Below are 16,522 nucleotides of genomic sequence, written 5' to 3'. Positions count from 1 at the left end.
AGCCTGAAATCAGACGTTTGAGGTCGTGGCTGTTCTGCAATTCGGGCAAAGTTAAGGTGCAAATCGTCTTGGGGGATGGATGCACGGAAACGTGGATTAATTGGTGATTTGTTATTGATTGGTGGGTGATGACTGTTGACCTTCCCTTGGCGATCGACTCCTACATCGCAGCGCCAGTGGACGATCAAGTGCATCACAGTTGACACATCAATCTCTCATTAGCAAAAAGCTCAATAGCCGACTAACGACGGGCCTAAGCGCGATCGCTTCTTGCGCGATGGCCTTGTGCGGCCCTGGGTGCTTCCAATTCAAAAAAATCCAGCAACGTCCGCGATCAGTCCGCTGATCAGTGGGCGTTGCTGGTTTTTTTATGGGTTTGCAGGTGTGGGTTCTAGGGTTGTGCTGTTCTTTTGAGCTAGGCAACCTGGGACAGCAAGGAACGGAAAAATCGACCCGTCAATGGGTTCATCAGCAAATCAGCAGTTACCACATGCCGCGAATTGGTTGTGCGGGGCGATCGGGGATGACGGTGGTTTGTTGAACAGTGGTTTGTTGGCCGCTGCGTTGTACGGTGCGTTGTTGCACGGTGGTGGTCGTGGTCACGCTGGCTTGACTGGTGCTGACGTAGGCGCTGTCAGCATTGGCCAGTTGAATGGAGCCATTGCGAATCACAAGGGCATCGTTTCCCAGGGCAACGGCTTGGGCAAAGAAACGACCATCGACCAAGGCCAAGGTGATTTGATCTCCCGGATCGAGGCCCAGTCGGGTGCGATCGAGCTGGGTAATGCCCACCAAGCGCGTGGAACCATCGGTCAGCAACAATCGCACCCGATCGCCCACCAAATCTTGAATCTCGCCGGTCACAATTTCCACATTCTCAGCGGGCCCCACCATCCACACCACTTCCGGCATTTCTGCCCGGGTGGGCAAGGGGGCCAGGGTGGCGGTGGTGACCAACAGGGCGATCGAACCCATCACTGCGCAAGTCCATTTGCAAGCCATAACCAACTTCTCCAACGGAAGACTGTGAGTGCCAACGGAAGGACTCGATCGGGCGATCGAATCCGCCAACTGATTACTTCGCGGCCGTTGGGGGAAAGTCAGGATCACCAATTCGGCCTCGATCGGGCCCAGAGGAGCGATCACCAGGGGTTAATCAACCAATAATGAGGATTTTCTAATGAGGATTTTCTGAAGCGTGCGTGCGCTAAAACTCTGGGCCAGAATCGATCGCAGCGGCCACCACATCCACAACGGCGGTGGTTTGGCGACCCGTGAGCCAATAGGTGCGCATGGGGCCGCGGCCCTTCACATCAATCTCGCCTCGGGATTCAAACTCATAGCGATCGCGTAGGGCCTGATACACCGTTTCGGTCACCTGAATTCGGCTGGCCAAGCCCTGAGACTCCATGCGACTGGCAATGTTGACCGTATCGCCCCACAGGTCATAGATAAACTTACGAATGCCAATTACACCTGCAATTACGGGCCCGGTGTTCATGCCAATGCGAATTTCCAGCGATCGCCCCAAGGTTTGCTGAAACTCATCCTGAAAGCCGTGAATCACCCGCTGCATATCCAGCGCCATGTTAGCCATGGCTGCGGTGGGATCTTCCATGGGCAGGGGCAGCCCGGCCGCCACCATGTAGGCATCTCCGAGGGTTTTGATTTTTTCCAGGTGATGGCGTTCTGCCAGGTGGTCAAACTGGGAAAAGATGCGGTTCAACCAGGTCACCAGATCGATCGGGGGCAGTTGGGATGAGAGGGGCGTGAAACCCACGATGTCCGCAAACAGAATGCTGACTTCTTCAAAATGTTGGGCGATCGGTTCCGATTCCGTGGATCCATCGGGCTGCACATTTTGCTTTAGGCGATCGGCCACGGTGCGGGGCAGGATATTCAACAGCAATCGCTCTGATTTTTCCTGTTCCCGGCGCAGGGCTTCTTCGGCCTGTTTGCGTAAGGTGATATCTTCCACCACCCCCAACAACCCAATCACGCGGCGTTGATTGTCGTGAATCGGAATTTTGCTGATATCTAGCCAAATGGTTTCGCCCGTGGCTCCCGGTTTTTGCTTGGGGGCGATCGCGTGCCAAACGGGTCGATCGCTCTCAATCACCCGACGATCTTGCTCCCGAAAGGCCTCCGCTGCCTCTGGATCTCGCACCAGGTCAAAATCCGTTAGCCCAATCACTGCTTCAGGGTTTTCCAGCCCCGCCGCTTCTGCCCAGTTTTTGTTGCAACCCTGAAAGACCAGATCGGTATCTTTCCAAAACACATGTTGGGGAATGCTGTCGAGAATTAGCCGCAAATACCGTTCCTTTTCTTGCAGCTTGGCTTCCGAAAGGGTGAGGGCGGCGGTGCGTTGTTGCACCTTCAGCTCTAGATTTTGGTTGGCTTCCTCCCAGGCGGCGAAGGCCTGCCGCAACTGAAAGGCCATGCGGTTAAAGGACTCGGCCAGGCGATCGACCTCCAGAATTGGGCTGGCGGCGGCGGTCTGATTTAAATTGCCCTCAGCGATCGCCTCGGCGGCCCGGCTGATGCGACTAACGGGATCCACAATCCAGCGTGTGGTGGCGATCGCCATTAAGACGGCCAAGCCTAAAGCGCCCAAACAGAGCAGAGCGGTGATGCGGGTATTTTCCTGGATTTGGGATGTGAAATCCCGCTCGGGGACAACCGTCACAGTCACCCAGTCAAGTCCATAGTCATTTTCCAGGGGCAACACATCGATGAAGACACGATCGCTCCCCTTCGGTCGCACAATGCCCTGATATCGCTTGCTGACCTGGCGATAGGTGCCAAAGCGCTCCCGCAAAAACTCACCCGCTGCCCGAATTCGAGGATCGCGGCTCTCCTCCGGTTTCAGCCGCTGGGGTTGGTTTTGGGCATCCCGCAAGAACAGGGGTTCCTCGGATGACGTGGCCACCAGGGCCCCGGTCAACCGCTCCACAATAAACATTTCTCCGGTTCGCCCTACCTTCAGACCCCGTAAAAAGGTGGAAAGCTGCTCCAAGGGAAGGTCGATCGCCAGCACACCCTTGAGCGTTTCCGTGGTCAGCGGTGTGCCACTGGCGGTCACCGTACTGGGGTTGCTGGTGTAAACGGGCAAGGCCGGAGTAATGCCCAAAACCGGCGGCTCCGTGAACACATAAATGGGCGACCAGGCCAAGCCCCCCCGAGCCACAGCAGCCCGATACCAAGGGCGTTTACGGGGGTCGTAGGGCCGGGAGCTAACGAAGCGATCGCGCTGGCCCTGCTTGTTCAGGGTGTAAATTCTCCAGTTGGGAGCCGTTGCCGTTGTTCGCACGGAGACCGTGGAAGGGTTGCCGCGCTCAACCTGCAAAAAATTGCCCTCCGCGTTGCCGTAGTAGAGGGTGGAGACCGCCGGTGTGATGTGTACCTGATGCCAAAAGTAGCGCTGAAGGGCGGCGAAGTCGTTGAGGTTGAGGTTACCCGCCGCCACGGATGCGGCATCAATGCGCAAAAACAGCTCGGATGTGCCCAAATACCCCTGCACATGCTGTTCCACCTTGGCCGCAATTTCGCCACTGAGCCTGGCCGCGAGGTCATTCACGGCCCGCTGGCCATTTCGCAGTGAGAGCCATCCCGTGAGTCCAACGGCCCCGGCCACTTGCAGGACGAGCGGCACGACCAACCAGCGCAAGCGTAGTTGTCGGAACCGCTTCGGGATCGACTGGATGGGTTGCACGAGTTTCATAGGGTGTCTAACGGTGCGGGTGGGGCATGGTCAGGATCAGGAATGGAAAACCAGGCCTCGCTTGGGTTTCCATGTTGCAATTTGTTGCGGCTGAGAGAAACCTGCGCAGCAAATTGCAGCAGCCGACGAAAGTGCTCCGATGAAAAACGTGCCGAGACTTGAACGAGTCTGGGTTACAGCCTTCGCGCAGGCATCAGAATCGCTGAGGACGGTGGTTTGATTCTGGCATTCTCGGGGGAACTTGTGGGGTGATACACCTAGGCGCAGCTTGTGACTTCCTGCGGCGCGACGGTTGATCATGATCGGGACGATCGACCCGATCGACCCGCTGCGGCCCACCCGAAGATCGTTAAATCCAGTAAGGCAACCAGCGCACACCCTCAATTCCCCAAATCCGCAGTTGCCAGTCAAAGGGGGTGAGGGGCCAGCCCAAATAAACGGGCAGCCAAAACAGAAAAGACAGCCCAATCAAAATCATGGCGGCGATCGAGAGGGGGCGATCGGAGCGGGATTGCCAGAGCCGATCGAGCAGCCAAGCCAAGACCAAGCTCGAAAACACAAACGCTCCCATGTAGTGGTAGAGAAAGGTGCAACGAGAGACCTTGGCCCAGGGCAGCCAGTTCGCCCCGTAGTTCACCAGGCAATAGGTCAGCATCAAAACTTCAGGCGATCGCGCGGCGGCCCCGATCGCGCCCGATCGTTCCCACATCAGCCGCAATTGCCAGCGGTGGGATCCCAACCGCACCACGGGACTTTCCAAATAATCGGTGCTGACCAAGGGGTTCGCCAAAGCGGCCGGTTGCGCGATCGATCGCCACCTGTACCGCCCCAACCACCACAGGGCCACAACCAACGCCCCCGCCGTCAGCCACCAAAGCAGTGGATTTCCCAGGGCATGTACGTCATAAACCGTTGGCGTACCGGCCGGGAGATCCTTGGGAATCGGGTTTTGATAATCGATCGGGGCGTTGGGGCCGCTGGTGCGGGCATAGAAATAGGCGATCGGGCGCAACAGCAGGGGCCAAGTGAACCAACGGGAACAGTAGGGATGGGCATCATCACCCCCAACCCGATGGTGGTAGCGCAACAAGTCTTGGTTAAATTCCCAAATGCTTTTGCCGGGATTCATTTGGGCATGGGGAATCCACAGCAGCCAATAAATCACCAACGGCAGCAGCCCCAACATCAATCCCATTTGGATCGGGCTGAAGCGCTGAAGGAGTGTTAAGGGATTTGCGGCCGATCGCCCCATGCGGGAACTGGGGCTGTTTTCAATGCTCTCGGGTGGTTCGGCATTCTCGATCGACTCGGTTGATTGCCGGGTCGTGAAACCAGGGCGATCGAGCCAATGCCACACTCGCCACAGGGCCCAACTGCCCCAAGCCCCCACCAAAAAGGCCAAGCCATTCCACTTCACGCTGGCTGTGCAACCAAACCCCAAGCCCGCCACCACCAGCCAGGCCCACACCTGCCAGTGATAGCGCGATCGCCCGGCCATGGCCCGCGCCGCCATCAGCCAGCCACAGTGGCCCAACAGGCCAAAGATCACCAGGTAAACATTGTTTAACCCATAGCGGGATTCCACCAAAAACAGCCCATCCAGGGCGATCGCCCCCGCCGCCACCAGGGCCAACAGCCGCCGCCCGGAAATTAACCAAGCCAACCAGGCCACCACCAACGGCATCAAAGATCCCACCAGCGCATTCAGCCAGCGATAGCTGACCGTGGCTAGCAGGGAACCGGTTGCTTGGTTGGTGTTGTCGCGCCCCCACTGAAAATGCTCACTGATGGCAATCCCGATCGCAATCAGATACTTACTGAGGGGGGGATGGCCATCTTCAACGGGTTTGCCCACCAAGTAATCGCGGGCAAACTGGGCAAAGTAAACCTCATCAAACACCAAGGTGTTCAGGTGGCCCAAGTGCCAAAATCGAACGATCGCCCCCGCCAGCACGATCGCCCCCAGAATCCACCACCAATGGGATTCCCAGTCCCATCGCAACCTGGAAGATCTTGGAAAATCCCCCCGATCGGCTTGAGCTTCCTGGTGTGGTGAGTGGTCTAGGGGCGATCGCACATCAGCCATGACAAAACCCATGGAAAAAAGGCCATTTTAAGGGCCATTGCAGCGGCCGCAATTGCGAGGCCCCGCGAACGGACGCTTAAGGATTTGCGTTGGAACCCGTGCCTTGCCAGTCGCTGCCGATTTGAATCGTCACGTCGGATCCCAAAATGCCCGAGCTATCCACCCGCACATCACCCCGCCCGATCGCTGCCTTCACCTGTTCCGCCGTATCCGCATCCCCATTTTGGGCAATCACCCGCGTCGTGCTGATCGTTTCCTTCCAAGACCGCGCCACAAACGTTTGGCGATAGCCCATCGCTTCTAATTGCCGCGCCACCGCCCTAGCGGCCTCCGGATTGCCGCTGGCATCCTGCACCGCCACACGCACCTGCGACATCGATCGACTGTCGCCGGAACCGACCCCATGTTCAAAATGCTTAGCCATCATGTCCCGAATCTGATTCGGGTAGGGCAACCAATAGCTCGTGCCGTAACGGGCAATATCTCCGTAATCCCCCGGAGTCACCAGCATTTGCACATTTTGGCGATCGACCTGAGTGGCAAAGCCCGCCAGCGCCACAATCTCCTCCATGCTGAGGTTGGTGTCCAAATTCTCCCGAATCACCGACAAAATGTCCGGTAACTTCAGCAGCGTGGTGGGGTTCAGGGCCTGTTCCTTCAGGCTGCGCATGGCCATCTGCTGGCGCTGGACCCGGCCAATGTCTCCATACTCATCGTGGCGGAACCGCAAAAACGCCAGCGCCTGTTCCCCATTCAGGTGTTGCCGTCCCTGTTTCAGATTGATGTAAAGGTGTTGGCTGTCGTCTTGATACTTCATGTCACGGGGAACATAGACCGTTAAGCCCCCCAAAGCATCCAGCAGCTTTTCCACCCCTTGGACATTAATCCGCATGTAGCGGTCGATCGGCACACCCCCCAGCAGCTCGCTCACCGCCTTGGCGCTCAGGGCCGGCCCCCCACGACTGTTAGCAGCATTAATTTTGGTCATCCCCAGGCCATCCACCCAAGCCCGCGTATCCCGAGGAATCGACAGCACCGATAGTTTTTTCTGGCTGGGGTCAAACCGCACCAAAAACATCGTGTCCGACAGACCCTCAAAGGAGTTCACCAGCGCATGGTAGCCATACTTGCGACTCAGGCTATCATCCACGTCGGAGGTAATGACCTTAATCCCCAGCACCAAAATATTGACCGGCCGGGTGAGCTGCGGCAGTTGCAGACCCAGGCTGGAAATGGGTTGATTGTTCCCAAAAACCGCCTTTTCCTCTTTGCTCAATTCCCGCTGACTGAGGCTGGGGGAACTGAGGGAAACGGCCAGCAACGCCCCCGTGGTTGCGGAGATGGTGGCCACGCCCAAGAGGCTAAACAACAACCAGAACCAGCGGAAGCGATTGGCCCGAGGCTTGGGTTGCGGCGCTGGGGAGCGAGACATATCGGTAGCGTTGGTTTGGGGATGTCGATCGGTCAAGGGTGAGGAGGCGCGGTTGGAATGGCGAGTGGACACGGAATTCCTCAAAAGGGGGTCAAGGGCGGAGAGTTGATGAGAGAGTAGCGCACTGAATGGGCGATCGGGCAGGGGCACTCAGGTGGCTCTGGCAGGGCGATCTCCACTTGATGAGGCTCTGAGAACCGCTAGGAGTGCGGTGTGGGGTGGCTGCCCAGACACCAATCTGACCGTTCTGACCATGGAAAGCAGAGCACAGCGACCCGGCCGCATCGGCGGGGAAAACCACTAGGTGCAACTGCCGTAGCGCAATCATCGGGGATGGGTGCGCAAAACTGCCGTCATTTTAGCGGCGTTTTGGTGCGATCGCGGTGGATCATCCGGAGAAGACTGAGCAAAAATTCGCCGGAACTTTTTAGCAGGATTTAACTAGCTTTGACTGAGAGTTCAGCCGAAAATGCGATTCCCCAAGCGGTTCCCGATCATCATTCCCAAATCCCATTCCTAGATCTCAGCTCTTTTCAGGGCTGCTCAGGATGGGTTGGGAATCAGTCCAGGATCGGCCCCAGATTTGTTTGGGGTAGGGTTGGGCCAGCTCATGATTGCAGGCTGTTGGCAGCCGCCAAGCTGGGAACCTGACTGCTAGCGGGTCTTGTTTGAGTCTTGATTTAGTAGCGACTTGGTGGCAATTCGATGGCGAGTTGGTGGCGATTCGATGTTAAGGCGCTGTTGAGGCGATGCTGAGATGCGATATTGGAATGCAATATTGAGATGCAATATTGAATTGAACCGGCGTTAACACTATTGAAGCTGGCGTTGAAACCGTGCAAGATACCAGGCTCAACAACCTCCTAGGCGCGATCGCCCGGGGATTAGGAGGATGGCTCCAAAATCCTTGGCGGCGCACTTCTGTACAGTGTTTGGCGGTGTTGGTGGGGTTCTTTGGGGCTTCCGCCTTGATCACCACAGCAGGCCAGGAAGCCGCCTGGGACTTGTCCATGGCGGGCATTTTGGCAGTGTTCTGCGAGGTGGTGAGCATTGTGGTCTATCGCCGCTGGAATGCTCGGGCTACAGATTTTAACGGGCGATCGCCCCTGTGGCTGTCGGTTTTGAATTTACTGAAATTAGGAATGGTTTACGGCCTGTTCTTAGAGGCTTTCAAGTTGGGAAGCTAACCCAAATAGGAAAAAGGCCCCGCTCTGCTGGGGCGGATGGCCTGAAGTTGGGGAGTGCCTGTGAGGTGATGATTTACAGCGAGTGAGCGCTGACATTGCAAGGCTTTCACGAGCTGATCGTGCCTGAATTACGGCACTACCCATTACGGCACTACCCAAACGCCCTCATGATTCCTAGTCGCGCTCTAACGCACCATGAGCGACTTGCTAGCCAATCCAGACCAAGTTCTCAGCCGCGTCTCGAAAATCGTCGGACGCAGACACACCATTACAGGTGGTAATTTCCGGGGACTCCTCACCATCGCGGGGGCGATCGGGTGGGGGCGGCGGTGGTGGAAAGGAAGGCGGCGGCGGCGGTGGTGGAGTTAAGCCCGCCGTGGTTTTTGCGCTGGTGGGGCCGTAATGCTTGCGGTGGCGCAAACTAGCATCATCGGTGCGGAAACTGCCCGCCGGATCCGACACAGCAATCGGCATTCTGGCAGATGGGGGAGCCGGGGGCCGCTTGTTAGGTTCCACCGAGGTCGAGGCCGATCGCACAAACCCTTTGCGGTGGGGACTGGCGGGCGCGGCGGCCCGGGCGGCACTGGTGCGCTGGGTTGCCACAGCCATGGACTGACGGAGCGATCGACGTTCCGGCTCGATCACTTTGTCCATGAAATATTCGATGGTTTGCTCGCGAACCCAACCCCGTTTCGACAAAATTTCCCCAAACCGCAACCCCGTCACACTCTGATCATTCAGAGCAACCGTGACTTGAGCGGGCGCGAGCAAACCCGCCTCCACAAGGTATTGACCCAGGGGCTTAAGGCCGATCGACCGGGGCCGCGCTGCTGGCTGTCCTGAGACCGATCGATCTGTGCTGGGAGACGGTTGATTCTCCATAGCCAACCTCTACTACGACAAGGGATACAAGCGGGAGCGCGATCATGGCAGGGCAGAATCCAGATGCGTCCCTCCGCAAAAGCCGAATTCGGGAACCACCAGAGAAGGAAAGGAACTGGATTGCAACGAAGCAACGGAACTGACCATCCACGTTATTACAGAGTTAACGGAGGGTTCAGTGGGGTTTAGCCCCCTAGGGGGTTGCCATCGTTGAATCTGGTCATGTTCAGAATATTATGGCACTGGATTTGTCATCCGAGTAATTACGGAGAATTTTCGAGATTTCAGGCTCCGCCTCAAGCGTAACATGCCCCAATAGTGCCCCCCGGTCATGCGATCGCCCCATGAATTGTCGTTAACTTTGATTAATCTGCCTCGATCGAGGAAGCAAGCTCAGCCAGTTCCATCACGTCATAGCGCTCAAATGGCTGATGAATCCAGGGATTATGGGGTAAATAACAGTCGTAATAATCCGGGGCGATCGATGAACAGCCCTTGTACCAAATCACGGCCGTGCGCAGGTCGCTGAGATCGTAGCGATCGCGCAGCCACTGAATCGAAGCCTTCAGGGTTGCTCCCGAGTCGGCTAAATCATCCACCACCAACACCCTCGGCCCCAGGCGATCGCCCGTCATAGCCAAGCTTTGGGCAAATTTGAGCTGCCCCCGTTCCCGCCCCAACTCTCCGGCATAGGAACTGGCAAACAGAATGGCTAAGGGTTTGTGAAACAGGCGCGAGAAAATATCACCCACTCGCAGGCCCCCACGGGCTAAACAGACAATTTGGTCAAATGCCCAGCCCGATTGATGCACTGAACAGGCTAACCGTTCGATCGCCCGGTGATAGTCCTCCCATGAGATGTATAAATCATTACTTAGATCGTTATTTTCTATCCGTAATTGCCGCTTGGGTGTTTCAGTCTCGATCGGGGTTCCAGGGGCGATCGGGGATGGGGCTTGGGAATTGCAGGGCGAATCAGAGGGCATGGCAACCATATCCAGGAGGAGTATCGATCAAATCATCAAACAAACATTGAATAGATCAAACTGAATAGATCAAATAGATTGAAGAGCACGATCCATAACGCGATCGTCAGCAAGGGCCAGGCAATCGGGCAACCGGGAAACCGGGAATCCAAACCCACAACAAAGAGCGGCCACCAACTCACCTCCAGCCCGATCGCGTAGATCTGGGTATGGAGAATGGGTCGATCGCCGCTGTAATTTCAGACTTGGGCAGTGATTGCGAGCCGGGCCGTTGAAACCTGTTGATTGTTTTTGATCGGATAGACCCATCGAAAGCGGTCTATTAGAGCCAACTAGAGCCAACTCTGATAGATCCAATAGATCCAACAGGCTTTTTCAACAGTTCCTAGTAGCGCGGCTACCTTAATTCGCTTGGTCAAAGCACATGACTGTTACCGTCACCTAATCGTTAAGCAGCAAGGGGCTTAAGCCCCTTGTTACCACGACTGGCTCCGCAACTTTGACCCAATGCCTTAAGCCTGTCACGCTACTAGCCAACTCTCAAGCCCTACAGCTTGGCCCCGCAATGGGAACAGAACTGGTGGCTCGGGTGATTATCCGTCTGACAGTTGGTGCAAGTTTGGTGGCTCACGGGGGTTTCCCGCTTCACTTCCGGCAAACCCAACATTTGGGCATTGCTCTTACCAGGAGCCACCATCGGGTAACAGTTTTCATCGCGCCGCACCCGCACATCCAACAGCACCGGGCCATCATAAGCCAGCATTTCTGCGACGGCCGGCGCAAGCTGGCTGCGCTCCGTCACCAAGATGCCCTTGATGCCAAAGGCTTCGGCCAACTTGCCAAAGTCGGGCATCCCCACTTCCATGTTGGACGACGAGTAGCGCTCACCATAGAAGGCTTCCTGCCATTGGCGCACCATCCCTTGCCAGCCGTTGTTCACAATCACGGTCTTGGCGTTGATTCCAAACTGGGCCAGGGTTCCCAGCTCTTGAATGTTCATTTGCACACTGGCATCGCCGGCCACACAAATCACTTGGTGATCTGGCAAGGCCACCTTCGCGCCCATGGCCGCCGGAATCCCGAAGCCCATGGTTCCCAAGCCAGCGCTGGAAATCCAACGACGGGGGCCGTTCTTCAGGAACTGCGCCGCCCACATTTGGTGCTGCCCCACATCGGTGGTGTAGTAAGCATCGGGGGCTTGGCGACCCAGTTCGACGATCACTTCTTGGGGGGCGATTTCGTTGTCGTAGCTGGGGACTACCAAGGGATAGTCAGTTTTCCATTGGTTGATGCGGGTGTGCCAAGCGGCCGTTTGGGCCGGATCGCTGACGATTTCCAGCTCCCGCACCCGATCGAGCAGTTCAATCAGCACTTGCTTCACATCACCGACGATCGGCACATCGGGCACGCGGGTTTTGCCCACCTCGGCCGGGTCGATGTCGATGTGGATCACCTTGGCACGGCTGGCGAACTCATCGAGCTTGCCGGTGACGCGATCGTCAAACCGCGCCCCCACCGCAATCAACAAATCGCACTCGGTCACGGCGAAGTTGGCGTAGGCCGTGCCATGCATCCCCAACATGCCCAAGGCCAGAGGGTGATGCTCATCAAAGGCCCCCTTACCCATCAGAGTCGTGGTGGTGGGCAGGCGGAAATGGTCGGCCAAACGGGCAATTTCCGCGTGGGCCCCAGCCGCGATCGCCCCGCCACCCACATAGAGCAAGGGACGCTGACTATGGCGAATCAGTTCGATCGCCTGGGTGATTTGGCGCGGGTTGCCCTTCACGGTCGGCTTGTAGCCCGCCGGCCGGATCGATCCTGGCTCCACCGGCACATAGTCAAATTCTTCCAGGCCCACATCCTTGGGCACGTCAATCAGCACCGGGCCCGGACGACCGGAAGAGGCGATATAGAACGCTTCCGCCACGATCGCCGCCATATCGGCCGGATCGCGCACCACGTAGGAATGCTTAACGATCGGCAGCGTAATGCCCCAAATATCCGTTTCTTGGAACGCATCAGTCCCGATCGCCGTGCGCGGTACTTGGCCTGTAATCACCACCAAGGGAATCGAGTCCATGTGGGCCGTGGCAATCCCCGTCACCAGGTTGGTGGCTCCGGGGCCAGAAGTTCCGAAGCAAACCCCTACCTGACCGGTGGCGCGGGCGTAACCATCCGCCGCGTGGGCCGCGCCCTGTTCATGGCGCACCAAAATATGTTTCAGTTGGCCCGATACTTCAAAGCCGTAGAGTTCGTCATAGATCGGCAGGATCGCGCCGCCGGGATAGCCGAAAATGTGCTTCACACCATGACGGCACAGGCTATCGAGCAGAGCATAAGCGCCCGTGCGCCGCGTCACAGGCACGATCGAAGAGTCAATTTGGGAAGCGTTTCGCGATCGCACGAGCAGGAACCTCTAAAGGCGAAGAGTAAACGGTGGGCAAACGATCACATCGAAGGAAAGCTCTACCACAACATGACTTCGATCGGTGCGATCGTAACCTAGTTTACCGATTGATCGGGATTGGAAGCTAGGTCTCTGTCAAGGTTTTCTGGCCCCGATCGCGAGTTTGGGCATGGGGGCAATTCGGTTGTGATTGGGACGCTGTGGTGATCCCCCGTTCAGGATCAAAGAGTGATGTAGATCACAAATTTTCGATCCGCTTAAGGTTTCTGCTCCGCTTCGGGTTGGCGATCCAGTTTGTTTGTTGGCGTTGCTTCACCGCGAGGGTTTGGCTTGGCCGTTCAAAAATTGCTGATATTGGCGCAAAATCATGCGCTGAACCGCAATAATTGCCGGATTGATTTCCACATACCGCCGTTGCGGATCGCGATCGATCGCCCGTTGCTCGCTTTCCATCATTTCAATGTCTTGATTCAGAAAGCGCATAAAGATTTTTTGCTCAATGAGCTTGGCAGCCCAGGGCCGCAACGCCTGCACCAGCCAACCGGGCAGCCCTAACCGCAAAAAGAAAATCGCAAACGATCGGCTCTCCCGCAGCCCCACCGGCAGGCGCATTAGATAAAGGCTCGAAACCCCTTCTAGGCGACTGAAAAAGTGCGGATAGCGATATTGCACCGTCACGGTTTTGGTGGTGACTTGATCGGCCGACTCCGTAAAGCCCAAAAACTTGGCCATTTGCCCCTTATAGGACACTTGGTAATCGGCCACGATCGCGTTGCCTTCGTCCTTGAGCTTCAGCAACACCGGATCAAACCAGCCCTGCAATTCTTCGTGCAAAAACCCGTGGAACACATCCATCGAGTTTTCATTACAAACCGAAAAATGGGCCCGAAACTGTCCCGTCACCGGCACGGCCAGCCATTGGGGATCGTCAAATTCAGGAATTTCCGGCAGCGGCATTTGATCCGCTAGGCTCTGGTCGCCGGGAAACACCCAAATGATCCCGTAGCGATCGACCGCTCGATAGCTCTGGGCTTGGGCACAGGGCAGCTTTTGGCTCGGTGGCAAGTAAGGAATTTTGCGACATTGGCCCGCTCCGTCAAACTCCCAGCCATGGTAACGACAGGCGAGATGGTCGCCCATCACCTTGCCCCGGCTCAGTTCCACGCCGCGATGGGGGCAGGCATCTTCGAGGGCCTGGACGGCTCCCGATCGATCCCGATAGAGGGCTATTTTTTGCTGCCACACTTCCACGCCCAACACTTGCCCCGCTGCCAACTGGCTAGACCAAGCCACCGCATACCAGAAATTGGGATTAATTCCCGCCTGGCGCACGCTGTTTTGCACCTCGTGCTGCTCTAGGGCGATCGCCCTGATGGGGGCTGCTCCGTCGCTGGAATCACCCAAGGCCGAATTGGCAGACTGCTCAGGAGTCTGATTGGCAGATGTCACCATGACAACTTTGGCAACTGATTGGCAACTAAACGACTCTGCCAGCTTAGTACAGCGTCGTTCTTGTGGTTTAGGTCGCTCGATCGCAAAACGCGATCGCAGAAACGGAGAGAGAGGGATTCGAACCCTCGTTAGAGTTACCCCTAAACAGCATTTCCAGTGCTGCGCCTTCAACCGCTCGGCCATCTCTCCAGATGACAGGACGTTATCTTATCAGGCTGATGCCGGTTATGGGAAGAGAACGATAAAATCTAGCTTCAGCGCGGCGGCAATCCCTGCGACCCGATCGCGCTGTGCTGGTTGGCCCCTAGATGCCCAAATCCCCCATGACCTACAGTGCTGAAGATCGATCGACCGCCACCCAAACCTATCGGGTGCGGATTCATAACCGCCAGCGGGGCACGGTTCATGAAGTGCAAGTGCCCGGCGATCGCTACATTTTGCAGTCCTCAGAAAATCAAGGGGCAACACTACCTTTTTCCTGTCGCAACGGGGCTTGCACGGCCTGTGCGGTGCGCGTGCTGGAAGGCAAACTGAGCCAGCCGGAGGCCATGGGCCTGTCGCCTGCTTTGCGCGATCGGGGCTATGCCTTGCTTTGTGTCAGCTATGCCGAATCGGATCTGGTGGTGGAAACCCAGGACGAAGACGAAGTATATGAACTGCAATTTGGCCGCTATTTTGGCAAGGGCAAAGTCCGCCGCGGCCTGCCCCTGGATGAAGATTAAGCCATTGGATCGGGGTCAACCATTGCCCCAAGGGCGATCGAGCACCCCATCAACCAGCCCATTCGCGACCCCATCAGCAATCCCACGCATCGGGACAGCCACCAGCCCCAAACAGCTCGCCAACATACCCACTCAACCCCGCACCGGGCCACTCCCGCAAGTCATTCGCAGCCAGCCTTGGCCAAGGGCGATCGCCCTTGGCCTGATCCTGGGGTTGCTCACCGGTTGTGGCAATTCGGCCCTCACCGGGGTGCAGGTGGTGGTGAACCGCGTGCCCAGCGGTAACACCCTGGAGGTGCGCGGCACGGGAGCCGATGCCAAGCGGCTGGAAACCGTCCGCCTTCTGGGCATTGATGCTCCGGACTTGCGCCAACAGCCCTGGGGGATTAAGGCCCAACAAACCCTGATGGAGTTGGTGGCGGGGCAAACGGTTTGGTTGGAATTTGAGTCCGGGGAAGCACGCGATCGCCTCGGTCGGCTCTTGGCCTATGTTTGGCGGGATGGGCAGCTTGTGAATGAGCAACTGACCAAGGCGGGCTATGCGGTTCCGGCCAGTCGATCGGGACTGCTGAAGTACGATCGCCGCATTTTCTACGCCCAGGAATATGCGCGGATTTTGGAGTTGGGTGTTTGGGATCCCCGATCGCCCATGCGGTTGCGGCCCAGCGAATTCCGTCGCCAAAACCCCTCCTAACTGGCGGAAACAGACTGCGAGGTTAATCAACAGCTTTTGCAGGATGCATAACCTTAAACAACGTCGGATTGAAGCATGAGTCAGTTACCGGATCAGGCAACGTTGCAACGACTGCTGGAAATTGCCACGGAAGCGGCCCTGGCCGGAGCGGCAGTGGTGCGATCGTTTTTGGGCAAAATTGAGGCCGAGGAAAAGGGGCGATCGGGCGACCTGGTGACTGCGGCCGATCGCGCCTCGGAAACCGCCACCATTGAGGTACTGAGTCGCCACTGTCCGCAAATTCCCATTTTGGCGGAAGAGTCCGGGGCGATCGGGGGAACCCAAAACAGTGACTATCTTTGGGCGATTGATCCCCTGGATGGAACCACCAATTTTGCTCACCAATACCCATTTTTTGCCGTTTCGATCGGGCTGCTCTTTCAGGGTCAACCGATCGTTGGGGTCGTGGCCGATCCCGAGCGCGGGGAACTGTTTAGAGCGGCCAAAGGACTCGGGGCCACGCGCGATCGGATCCCAATGCGGGTATCACGCACCGATCAACTAAGCCGCAGCCTATTGGTGACCGGTTTTGCCTACGATCGCCGCGACACCAACGACACCAACTATCCTGAATTCTGCTACCTCACCCACTTAACCCAAGGGGTACGACGCGGCGGATCCGCCTCGATCGACCTGGCCTATGTGGCCTGTGGGCGGTTGGATGGCTATTGGGAACGGGGCCTCTCCCTCTGGGACATTGCCGCCGGCATCGTGTTAGTGCAAGAGGCTGGCGGCCAAGTCAGCGCCTACGATGGCAGCCCCGTCAATCCCAGCAGCGGCCGACTCGTGGCCACCAACGGCCACCTACATGATCAACTCTGTGCGGCCCTGGCAACGGTTCCCAAGCTTGACCTGTGGCACCAGCCCCCTGCCACCTGGCCGAAAGTTGGTCAATAGGGCCCATTGGGGGTTAA

12 protein-coding genes and 1 tRNA gene are annotated in these 16,522 nt (G+C 57.2%); 4 read left to right on the top strand and 9 right to left on the bottom strand.

Translation table 11 applies throughout. From position 1 onward, the window contains the following. Positions 1 to 483: 483 nt before the first annotated feature. From H6G53_RS03425 to H6G53_RS03410, 4 genes are all read right to left on the bottom strand, one after another. Positions 484 to 1,146, bottom strand: coding sequence for a hypothetical protein (locus H6G53_RS03425; RefSeq protein ID WP_190530919.1), 663 nt, complete (start codon positions 1,144 to 1,146; stop codon positions 484 to 486). 61 nt (positions 1,147 to 1,207) lie between these two features. Further along, entirely contained in the window at positions 1,208 to 3,721 is a 2,514-nt protein-coding gene (locus H6G53_RS03420; protein ID WP_190530918.1) for an adenylate/guanylate cyclase domain-containing protein, read from the bottom strand. Between the two features lie 349 nt (positions 3,722 to 4,070). Then, entirely contained in the window at positions 4,071 to 5,819 is a 1,749-nt protein-coding gene (locus H6G53_RS03415) for a phospholipid carrier-dependent glycosyltransferase (protein WP_190530917.1), read from the bottom strand. A gap of 64 nt (positions 5,820 to 5,883) precedes the next feature. Beyond that, on the bottom strand, positions 5,884 to 7,311 hold the full coding sequence (locus H6G53_RS03410) for an LCP family protein (RefSeq protein ID WP_347278295.1): 1,428 nt from the start codon (positions 7,309 to 7,311) through the stop codon (positions 5,884 to 5,886). Positions 7,312 to 8,075: 764 nt separating this feature from the next. On the opposite strand from H6G53_RS03410, the gene H6G53_RS19140 reads away from it, so the two are divergent. Continuing rightward, positions 8,076 to 8,426, top strand: a complete 351-nt coding sequence (locus H6G53_RS19140) for a DUF565 domain-containing protein (RefSeq protein WP_099534799.1) — start codon at positions 8,076 to 8,078, stop codon at positions 8,424 to 8,426. 207 nt (positions 8,427 to 8,633) lie between these two features. Here the strand turns inward: H6G53_RS19140 and H6G53_RS03400 are convergent, their stop codons facing one another. The 5 genes from H6G53_RS03400 to H6G53_RS03380 all read right to left on the bottom strand — a co-directional run bounded on the left by H6G53_RS03400 (position 8,634) and on the right by H6G53_RS03380 (position 14,342). Next, positions 8,634 to 9,308, bottom strand: a complete 675-nt coding sequence (locus H6G53_RS03400; protein WP_190530916.1) for a hypothetical protein — start codon at positions 9,306 to 9,308, stop codon at positions 8,634 to 8,636. 365 nt (positions 9,309 to 9,673) lie between these two features. Continuing rightward, on the bottom strand, positions 9,674 to 10,294 hold the full coding sequence (locus H6G53_RS03395; RefSeq protein ID WP_190530915.1) for a phosphoribosyltransferase: 621 nt from the start codon (positions 10,292 to 10,294) through the stop codon (positions 9,674 to 9,676). A 547-nt stretch (positions 10,295 to 10,841) separates the two neighbouring features. Further along, entirely contained in the window at positions 10,842 to 12,698 is a 1,857-nt protein-coding gene (ilvB, locus tag H6G53_RS03390) for a biosynthetic-type acetolactate synthase large subunit (RefSeq protein ID WP_190354341.1), read from the bottom strand. A 315-nt stretch (positions 12,699 to 13,013) separates the two neighbouring features. Further along, the gene (locus H6G53_RS03385) at positions 13,014 to 14,153 is read right to left on the bottom strand and encodes an aromatic ring-hydroxylating dioxygenase subunit alpha (protein ID WP_190354339.1); all 1,140 of its coding nucleotides are present in this window, start codon (positions 14,151 to 14,153) and stop codon (positions 13,014 to 13,016) included. Between the two features lie 102 nt (positions 14,154 to 14,255). Further along, positions 14,256 to 14,342, bottom strand: a tRNA-Ser gene (locus H6G53_RS03380). 134 nt (positions 14,343 to 14,476) lie between these two features. Between H6G53_RS03380 and H6G53_RS03375 the strand changes: the two genes are divergently transcribed. From H6G53_RS03375 to H6G53_RS03365, 3 genes are all read left to right on the top strand, one after another. After that, positions 14,477 to 14,875 (top strand): 2Fe-2S iron-sulfur cluster-binding protein, encoded by a 399-nt coding sequence (locus H6G53_RS03375; RefSeq protein ID WP_099535405.1) that lies wholly within the window; start codon positions 14,477 to 14,479, stop codon positions 14,873 to 14,875. After that, on the top strand, positions 14,865 to 15,569 hold the full coding sequence (locus H6G53_RS03370) for a thermonuclease family protein (protein ID WP_190530914.1): 705 nt from the start codon (positions 14,865 to 14,867) through the stop codon (positions 15,567 to 15,569). The genes H6G53_RS03375 and H6G53_RS03370 overlap by 11 nt, the downstream gene beginning before the upstream one ends. A gap of 75 nt (positions 15,570 to 15,644) precedes the next feature. Then, positions 15,645 to 16,505, top strand: coding sequence for an inositol monophosphatase family protein (locus H6G53_RS03365; protein ID WP_190354335.1), 861 nt, complete (start codon positions 15,645 to 15,647; stop codon positions 16,503 to 16,505). Positions 16,506 to 16,522 lie beyond the last annotated feature (17 nt).

Source organism: Limnothrix sp. FACHB-406, from assembly GCF_014698235.1.
Classification (GTDB): domain Bacteria; phylum Cyanobacteriota; class Cyanobacteriia; order CACIAM-69d; family CACIAM-69d; genus CACIAM-69d.
The sequence above is the reverse complement of the archived record's forward strand: the minus strand, read 5'-3'. Positions and strand labels throughout refer to the sequence as shown.

What these genes read in the sequence shown, in the direction of transcription:
- H6G53_RS03370 (WP_190530914.1), top strand. Translation starts at nt 14,865, where the DNA reads ATGAAGATTAAGCCATTGGATCGGGGTCAACCATTGCCCCAAGGGCGA.
- H6G53_RS03415 (WP_190530917.1), bottom strand. Translation starts at nt 5,819, where the DNA reads ATGGGTTTTGTCATGGCTGATGTGCGATCGCCCCTAGACCACTCACCA.
- H6G53_RS03385 (WP_190354339.1), bottom strand. Translation starts at nt 14,153, where the DNA reads ATGGTGACATCTGCCAATCAGACTCCTGAGCAGTCTGCCAATTCGGCC.
- H6G53_RS03395 (WP_190530915.1), bottom strand. Translation starts at nt 10,294, where the DNA reads ATGCCCTCTGATTCGCCCTGCAATTCCCAAGCCCCATCCCCGATCGCC.
- H6G53_RS03375 (WP_099535405.1), top strand. Translation starts at nt 14,477, where the DNA reads ATGACCTACAGTGCTGAAGATCGATCGACCGCCACCCAAACCTATCGG.
- H6G53_RS03420 (WP_190530918.1), bottom strand. Translation starts at nt 3,721, where the DNA reads ATGAAACTCGTGCAACCCATCCAGTCGATCCCGAAGCGGTTCCGACAA.
- H6G53_RS03365 (WP_190354335.1), top strand. Translation starts at nt 15,645, where the DNA reads ATGAGTCAGTTACCGGATCAGGCAACGTTGCAACGACTGCTGGAAATT.
- H6G53_RS03400 (WP_190530916.1), bottom strand. Translation starts at nt 9,308, where the DNA reads ATGGAGAATCAACCGTCTCCCAGCACAGATCGATCGGTCTCAGGACAG.